Source organism: Janthinobacterium sp. GW456P (assembly GCF_002127655.1).
Classification (GTDB): Bacteria; Pseudomonadota; Gammaproteobacteria; order Burkholderiales; family Burkholderiaceae_D; genus Janthinobacterium.
The window spans coordinates 90158-96203 of record NZ_NEHB01000025.1; the positions used below are offsets into that span (position 1 = coordinate 90158).

6 protein-coding genes and 1 riboswitch are annotated in these 6046 nt (G+C 62.4%); all 6 genes read right to left on the reverse strand.

Annotated elements, in window-relative coordinates; translation table 11 throughout:
* Positions 1-4 precede the first annotated feature (4 nt).
* Entirely contained in the window at positions 5-1030 is a 1026-nt protein-coding gene (locus CBW66_RS21055) for an iron ABC transporter permease (RefSeq protein WP_086139123.1), read from the reverse strand.
* Between the two features lie 80 nt (positions 1031-1110).
* Positions 1111-3093, reverse strand: coding sequence for a TonB-dependent receptor (locus CBW66_RS21060; RefSeq protein WP_230492245.1), 1983 nt, complete (start codon positions 3091-3093; stop codon positions 1111-1113).
* Between the two features lie 9 nt (positions 3094-3102).
* Positions 3103-3345, reverse strand: a riboswitch (cobalamin riboswitch).
* A gap of 44 nt (positions 3346-3389) precedes the next feature.
* Positions 3390-3944 (reverse strand): histidine phosphatase family protein, encoded by a 555-nt coding sequence (locus tag CBW66_RS21065; protein WP_086139125.1) that lies wholly within the window; start codon positions 3942-3944, stop codon positions 3390-3392.
* A 6-nt stretch (positions 3945-3950) separates the two neighbouring features.
* Positions 3951-4757 (reverse strand): adenosylcobinamide-GDP ribazoletransferase, encoded by an 807-nt coding sequence (locus CBW66_RS21070; RefSeq protein WP_086139126.1) that lies wholly within the window; start codon positions 4755-4757, stop codon positions 3951-3953.
* A 4-nt stretch (positions 4758-4761) separates the two neighbouring features.
* Positions 4762-5802, reverse strand: a complete 1041-nt coding sequence (cobT, locus tag CBW66_RS21075; RefSeq protein ID WP_086139127.1) for a nicotinate-nucleotide--dimethylbenzimidazole phosphoribosyltransferase — start codon at positions 5800-5802, stop codon at positions 4762-4764.
* Positions 5803-5846: 44 nt separating this feature from the next.
* A partial coding sequence (locus tag CBW66_RS29285) for a hypothetical protein (RefSeq protein ID WP_216356465.1) occupies positions 5847-6046 on the reverse strand: 200 nt, incomplete at its 5' end.

Here is a 6046-nt window from a genome sequence, read left to right on the forward strand (position 1 = left end):
CTTTTCATCCCCGGCGCAATCGGTGCAATTGGTACAGGAAGACGGGCGCGCCGATCATGGCTGTCACCACGCCGACGGGCAGCTGCAAGGGCGCCAGTACCGTGCGCGCCAGGGTATCGGCCAGCACCAGGAAGGTGCCGCCGGCCAGCACGGCGGCCGGGATCAGCAGGCGGTGATCGGGGCCGCAGGCAAAGCGCAGCGCATGCGGCACGATCAGGCCGACGAAGCCCACGCTGCCGGCGCTGGTGACGGCGCTGGCAGTGAGCAGGCCGGAACAGAAGAACAGTCCCTTGCGCAGCGCGCCCACGCGCACGCCCAGTGTGCTGGCCGCTTCCGCGTGCAGGGCCATGACGTTGAGCGAGCGAGCGCAGCGCAGGGCAAAGACCAGGGCGCCGGCCAAAACCAGCCAAGGCATCAGCCGCGCGGGTGCGCCGGACAGGTCGCCGATCATCCAGAACACCATGCTGCGCAAGCGGCTTTCAGGCGCGATGGACAGCATCAGGGTGACGATGGCCATGCAGGCCGAGGCCAGGATCACGCCCGTCAGCAGCAACAGCGAGGCGCCGCCCTCGGCCGCCGTGCCGCCGCGCAGGTCGCGCCGGGCAAAGAAGTACAGCAGCATCGACACGCCGACGGCGCCGGCAAAGGCGGCGGCATCGACCACCCACAGCGCGCACATGAACAGCAACGCCGCCAGCGCACCGACGGAGGCGCCGGCGGAAATGCCCAGCACATACGGGTCTGCCAGCGGGTTGCGCAGCAGCGCCTGCATCATCAGGCCGGCCAAGGAGAGCGCCGCGCCGGTGACAAAGGCGGTCAGCGCGCGGCCCAGGCGCAGGTCGAGCAGGGTGTCGGCGAGGGTGTCGGTCTTGCCCTGTACGACATGGAGCAGGGCGGAAGGCAGGTCGGCGAGCGGGATCGCGATCGAACCGATCATGCCGGAGAAAATCAGGCTGGCAATCGCGCACACGACCAGCACCGTCAGGATCACGGTAGCGCGGTGGCGCATATTGCGGAAAAATGGGTGCATGTACTGCCTTAAAATCGGGAACCGCATCTGCGGGCGATGGCGGCATGCCATCGCCCGCAGCTTACATCATTACTATCTGCTTATTTCGAGCCGTAACGCAGGCCGACGAAGAACTTGGAGCCAGCGGTATTGTAGTTACGGGCCAGTTCATATTTCTTGTCAGTGATATTGTTCCAGCGCGCCAGCACCGACCAGTCCTGCGCCACTTGATAGGTGGCGAACAGGTTGACCAGGCCATAACCGCCAAGGCTGGTCGTGTTGGCAGGATTTTCAAAACGCTTGCCCGACAATTGCCATTCGGCGCCCGTGTTCAGTTGGCCGATGCTGTAGTCAGCCGCAAAGTTGGCATGACGCTTGGCGCGGCGCACCAGCGATTTGTCCAGGGTTTGATCGCGCGGATCTTGCAGGTCGATATTGCCGCTGAGGCCAAAGTCGCCGAACTTGCGGCGGCCAGTCAGGGTGATGCCTTCCAGCAATGCCTTGTTGACGTTGTAGGCGCAGCCGTACGGATGCGTGGCCACTTCAACCGGGCAGGTGTCCGCATAGATCAGCAGATCGGTGACGCGATTGTGATAGTACACGGCGCTCAGCTGTGTCTTGCCATCGTCATAGCGCAGGCCGACTTCAGCATTGCGGCCTTTTTCGGGACGGTTGCTGGCGATGCCGTAACCTGGGTAATACAGTTCATTGTAGGTAGGCTGGCGGAAGCTGGTGCCATAACTGGCGGTGGCGCGCAAGGCATTATTGATCTGGTAGCCGTAACCCAGGCTGCCTGTGTTGGTCGAACCGGTTTCCGACATCTTGTCGCGGCGCAGGCTGCCGCTGAGCAGGTGCTGGTCGCGCTTCATGGTGTAGGAAGCTGCCAGCGACTTGGTGTCGCGGGCACGATTCAAGATTGGCTTGGCGCTGGAGACGACTTCTTCCTTGCGGTAGCTGGCCAGCAATTGCAGCGTATCGGCGCCGATGGCGATGTCATTTTGCCAATCGAACGTCGATTGCTTGGTTTCCAGATGGCTTTTGCCGGCCGTGCCCGCAGCGGTGTCCTCGTTGGCCTTGTCGCGTGCTTCGGCAACTTGTACCTTGCTGTGCCAGCCTTGAACGAATTCATTGTTCATGAATACGCCGATGTTTTCCAGCTTTTGATTGCTGCGCGTGTCATAGCCAAGGCCGTCGTCGTACTGGGCTTCCAGCTTGCTGTTCATGAATACCAGGCCCAGATCATGTCCCTTGGCCAATTGGAAGCCAACCTGGCCAGTGACGCTTTTCTTGTCGTAGCCGTCTTTGTCTGCGTTGTAAGAGAAATTGCCTGGTTTGGTGGCCGAAAAACCGTCGCTTTTTTCCTTGCTGACATTCAACGAGTAGCTCAGGCTGTTGTAGCCACCGCTTGCTCCTGAAACGCTGGCATCATATTGGCGCGTGGCATCGCTGCCAAAGCCGACCGATGCGCCAACCACGGGCGCGCCGCTGCCTTTTTTGGTGAAAATCTGGATGACGCCACCGATGGCATCGGCGCCGTACAGGGTGCTCAATGGACCGTAGACGATCTCGATGCGGTCGATATTTGCCAGTGGAACCGGGCTCCAGTTGGCGGTGCCCAATGTCGAGGAACCGATGCGTACGCCATCCACCAGAACGATATTCTGGGTGCTGTTTGCGCCACGGATGTACACCGATGCCGCTGTGCCTGCACCGCCATTGCGGACGACTTCGATGCCACGTTGTTTTTGCAGCAACTCAGTAACCGATCCCGCACCCGAACGCGCGATCTCTTCGCTGGTGATGATGGCCGTATTGGCCAGCAATTCGCTGGTTTTTTGCGGTGTGCGGGTTGCGGTAACGATCACCGGATCGAAGGTGTCGGGTGTGGTCTGGGCGAAAGCGGCAGGCGCGGCAATGGCTAGCGCGAGCGACGTGAGCGTCGCGCGGCGGGAAACAGCATGGGTCATGATAATTTTCAGTAAGTAATATGCAACCAGCCGACGTCCCCGTAGGCCAGATTGAACAGAAGTGGGAACTGAAGATGACGATCGAAGATGGCCATGGGCCATTCGGATCGCGAACATCCCCGTTCGCACACTTCCACCTGTCCTGGCCGGTATCCGGGCTGGCAAGTACGGCTATCCCACCTTCCCATGCTCGATGATTGCAAGCACAGTGGTTGTCAGAGATAGCTTGTCGTCCGCTTCCTGTAGGCCGGGGCGACACTTGCTTACCGTTGCGGGGGCAGCACACGTTCGCCGCGAGCGCGGCATCGTGTTTCCCGTTTAACTGCGCTCATGGACATGAACGCGGGCACCAAAACCCCGCCATTATACGTGCAGCAGGCTTAGACTGAAATGGCTGGCTGGTCTATTCGATATCAGAAATCGACGACGACGGTCGCACCGTAGGCGATTTTGTGGGCGGATCGGGCGGCCAGTAGGGCGGCTTCCTCCAATGGCAGCCCCGTTTGCAGTGCCGACAACAGGCGGATGGTGCCCGCATGGCAGATGATGACCGCCGTTGCGTGTTGTTCGCGCAACAGATCGCCTAAAAACGCATCGACGCGGGCAGCCATCGCCAGCACGTTCTCGCCGCCGCCGGGGCGGTACCAGGCCAGGTCGGCGGCCCAGGCATCGATGTCCGCGCGCGCAATCGCGTGCCAGGGCTGCATTTCCCAGGTGCCGAAATCCATTTCGGCCAGCCGGGCATCAAAGTGCAATTCGCTCGCGGGCAGATCCTGCGCCAGGGCCGTCGCCAGGCCGGCGCAGCGGCGCAGCGGACTGGCATAGAGCGGCATGCCGGCCGGCAGCGTCGCTTGCAGGCTGGCGCGCACCGCGGCCATTTCGTGCGCCGCCACCGCCACGTCGCTGCGGCCATAGCAGGTGCCGGTGGTGACTTGCGGCGCGGGGTGGCGGACGAGGATCAGGCGCATGCTTGTTTAGTAGAAGCGCAATGGAGGTTGAAAACTCGACAGGATGGCAAGGTAAATCGCCACTTCCGCCACCTGCTGCACGGCGCCCAGGCAGTCGCCCGTGTAGCCTTGCAGGCGGCGCTGGCATTTGCGGCCCAGCCAGAATGCGGCAGCTGCCGCCGCCACGATGGCAAGGGCCAGCGCCGCCCAGTCAAATATTCCCAGCAGTCCGCAGGCGATGGCAGGCAGCAGGGCGCAGCCGGCGGCGATGAGGAATTCAGTGGTGCTCATTTCCTGGGCCATCGGCTTGGACTTGCCTTCATCGCGCGCATAGTCCATGAACCGGATCAGCGAGACGGCGGCCAGGCGCGAGAGCGGATGGGCGATGAACAGCGCCGCCACGACGACGGCGGGCGGCAGCGAGACGAGTGCCACACATTTGACGGCCAGCAGGCAGACGATGCCGATGGCGCCATACGCGCCGATGCGCGAATCCTTCATGATTTCCAGCACCCGCTCGCGCGTCAAACCGCCGCCGAAGCCGTCGCACATGTCGGCAAAACCGTCTTCATGGAAGGCGCCCGTCAGGTAGATGCCGGCGGCGACGGCCAGCAGCACGGCCACCGCCGACGGCAGCAGCCAGCTGGCCAGCAGATACACGGCGCCGCAAATCGCCGCCACCACCACGCCCACCAGGGGAAAGTAGCGCGAGGCGTGCTGCAGCCAGGCCGGCTCGAAACCCACCCAGCGGGGTATGGGCAGGCGCGTGAAGAATTGCAGCGCGATGAAGAAGAGGCGGCACTGATGGACTGCGGCGGAAACGGGATTGAGCATCGTCTTAAGCTGCAGTGGATTTTTCGCTGACCTGGGCCGAGGCGAAGGTCGCCATCTCGCGCATGAAGTTGACAGCCGCGTGCAGCAGCGGCAAGGCCAGTGCCGAACCCGTGCCTTCGCCGAGGCGCAAATCGAGGTGCAACAGCGGACGTGCTCCGAGGCTGGCCAGCAGCTGGCGGTGGCCGTTTTCATCGGAGCAGTGCGAAAACACGCAGTAATCGAGGATGGCCGGCTGCAAACGCGCCGCCACAAGCAGCGCGCTGCTGACGATGAAGCCGTCGATCAGCAGAACCATGCGCCGTTCCGCCGCCTTCAGCATGGCACCGGCCATCATGGCGATTTCGAAGCCGCCGAAAGTGGCCAGCACGCTGAGCGGCTCATCGACTGCCGTGTGATGGGCGACGGCCACTTCGATCACTTGCTGTTTATGTAGTACGCCTTCCTTCGACAGGCCCGTGCCGGCGCCCACGCAGTCGGCGACCGGCGTGCCTGTCAGCTTGTGCATCAGCGCGGCGGCGGCCGTGGTGTTGCCGATGCCCATTTCGCCGAAGCCCAGCACATTGCCATCTAGGGTGGCGACCAGATCCATTCCCGCCTGCATGGCGGCCAGGCATTGCGCTGCGCTCATGGCGGGTTCTGTGGCGAAGTTGCGCGTGCCGGGACCCTGCTTGCGGTCTAGCAAGCCGTCGCGCGGACCGAAATCATGGTTCACGCCAGCGTCTACTATATAGAGGGCGCAATCGTTCTGGCGGGCGAAGACATTGATGGCGGCGCCGTTGCCCAGGAAATTCTCCACCATTTGCCAGGTGACGCTTTGCGGATAGGCGGAAATGCCTTCCGCGACGACGCCATGGTCGGCCGCGAACACGATGATGGCGGGCTGCCGCAAGGCCAGTTGCGTGCTTTGCTGGATCAGGCCGATCTGGCGTGCCAGGGTTTCCAGCATGCCGAGACTGCCGAGCGGTTTCGTTTTGCTATTGATGGCGTGTTCGAGGGCGCTGGACAGGGCGGGATCGGCGGTGTGGAGGATGTGTGGGATGGGCATGGGAATCTATGTGGATGAGGCAGGATGTGGTCGGCGCTACGATATCACACAGCAATAAGTGCCCGGCCGCAAAATAGCGCTTGCGGGCCGCGCGGGGCAGGGCTATAATTCGCCCCCTCGCTGAACGGCGCATGCAAATGCAGCGTGAAGCGAGAAAAAGAAGGTTGACGAATTAGCCGAAACGCTTCATACTCTTCCTTCTTCGCAGCTGACAAACACAACGCTTTGTCAATAGCGCGAAAGT

Bases quoted from the DNA above. Each gene is read 5' to 3' on its own strand.
- CBW66_RS21055 (WP_086139123.1), bottom strand. From the start codon at position 1,030: ATGCACCCATTTTTCCGCAATATGCGCCACCGCGCTACCGTGATCCTG.
- CBW66_RS21060 (WP_230492245.1), bottom strand. From the start codon at position 3,093: ATGTTCGCGATCCGAATGGCCCATGGCCATCTTCGATCGTCATCTTCA.
- CBW66_RS21065 (WP_086139125.1), bottom strand. From the start codon at position 3,944: ATGCGCCTGATCCTCGTCCGCCACCCCGCGCCGCAAGTCACCACCGGC.
- CBW66_RS21070 (WP_086139126.1), bottom strand. From the start codon at position 4,757: ATGCTCAATCCCGTTTCCGCCGCAGTCCATCAGTGCCGCCTCTTCTTC.
- cobT (WP_086139127.1), bottom strand. From the start codon at position 5,802: ATGCCCATCCCACACATCCTCCACACCGCCGATCCCGCCCTGTCCAGC.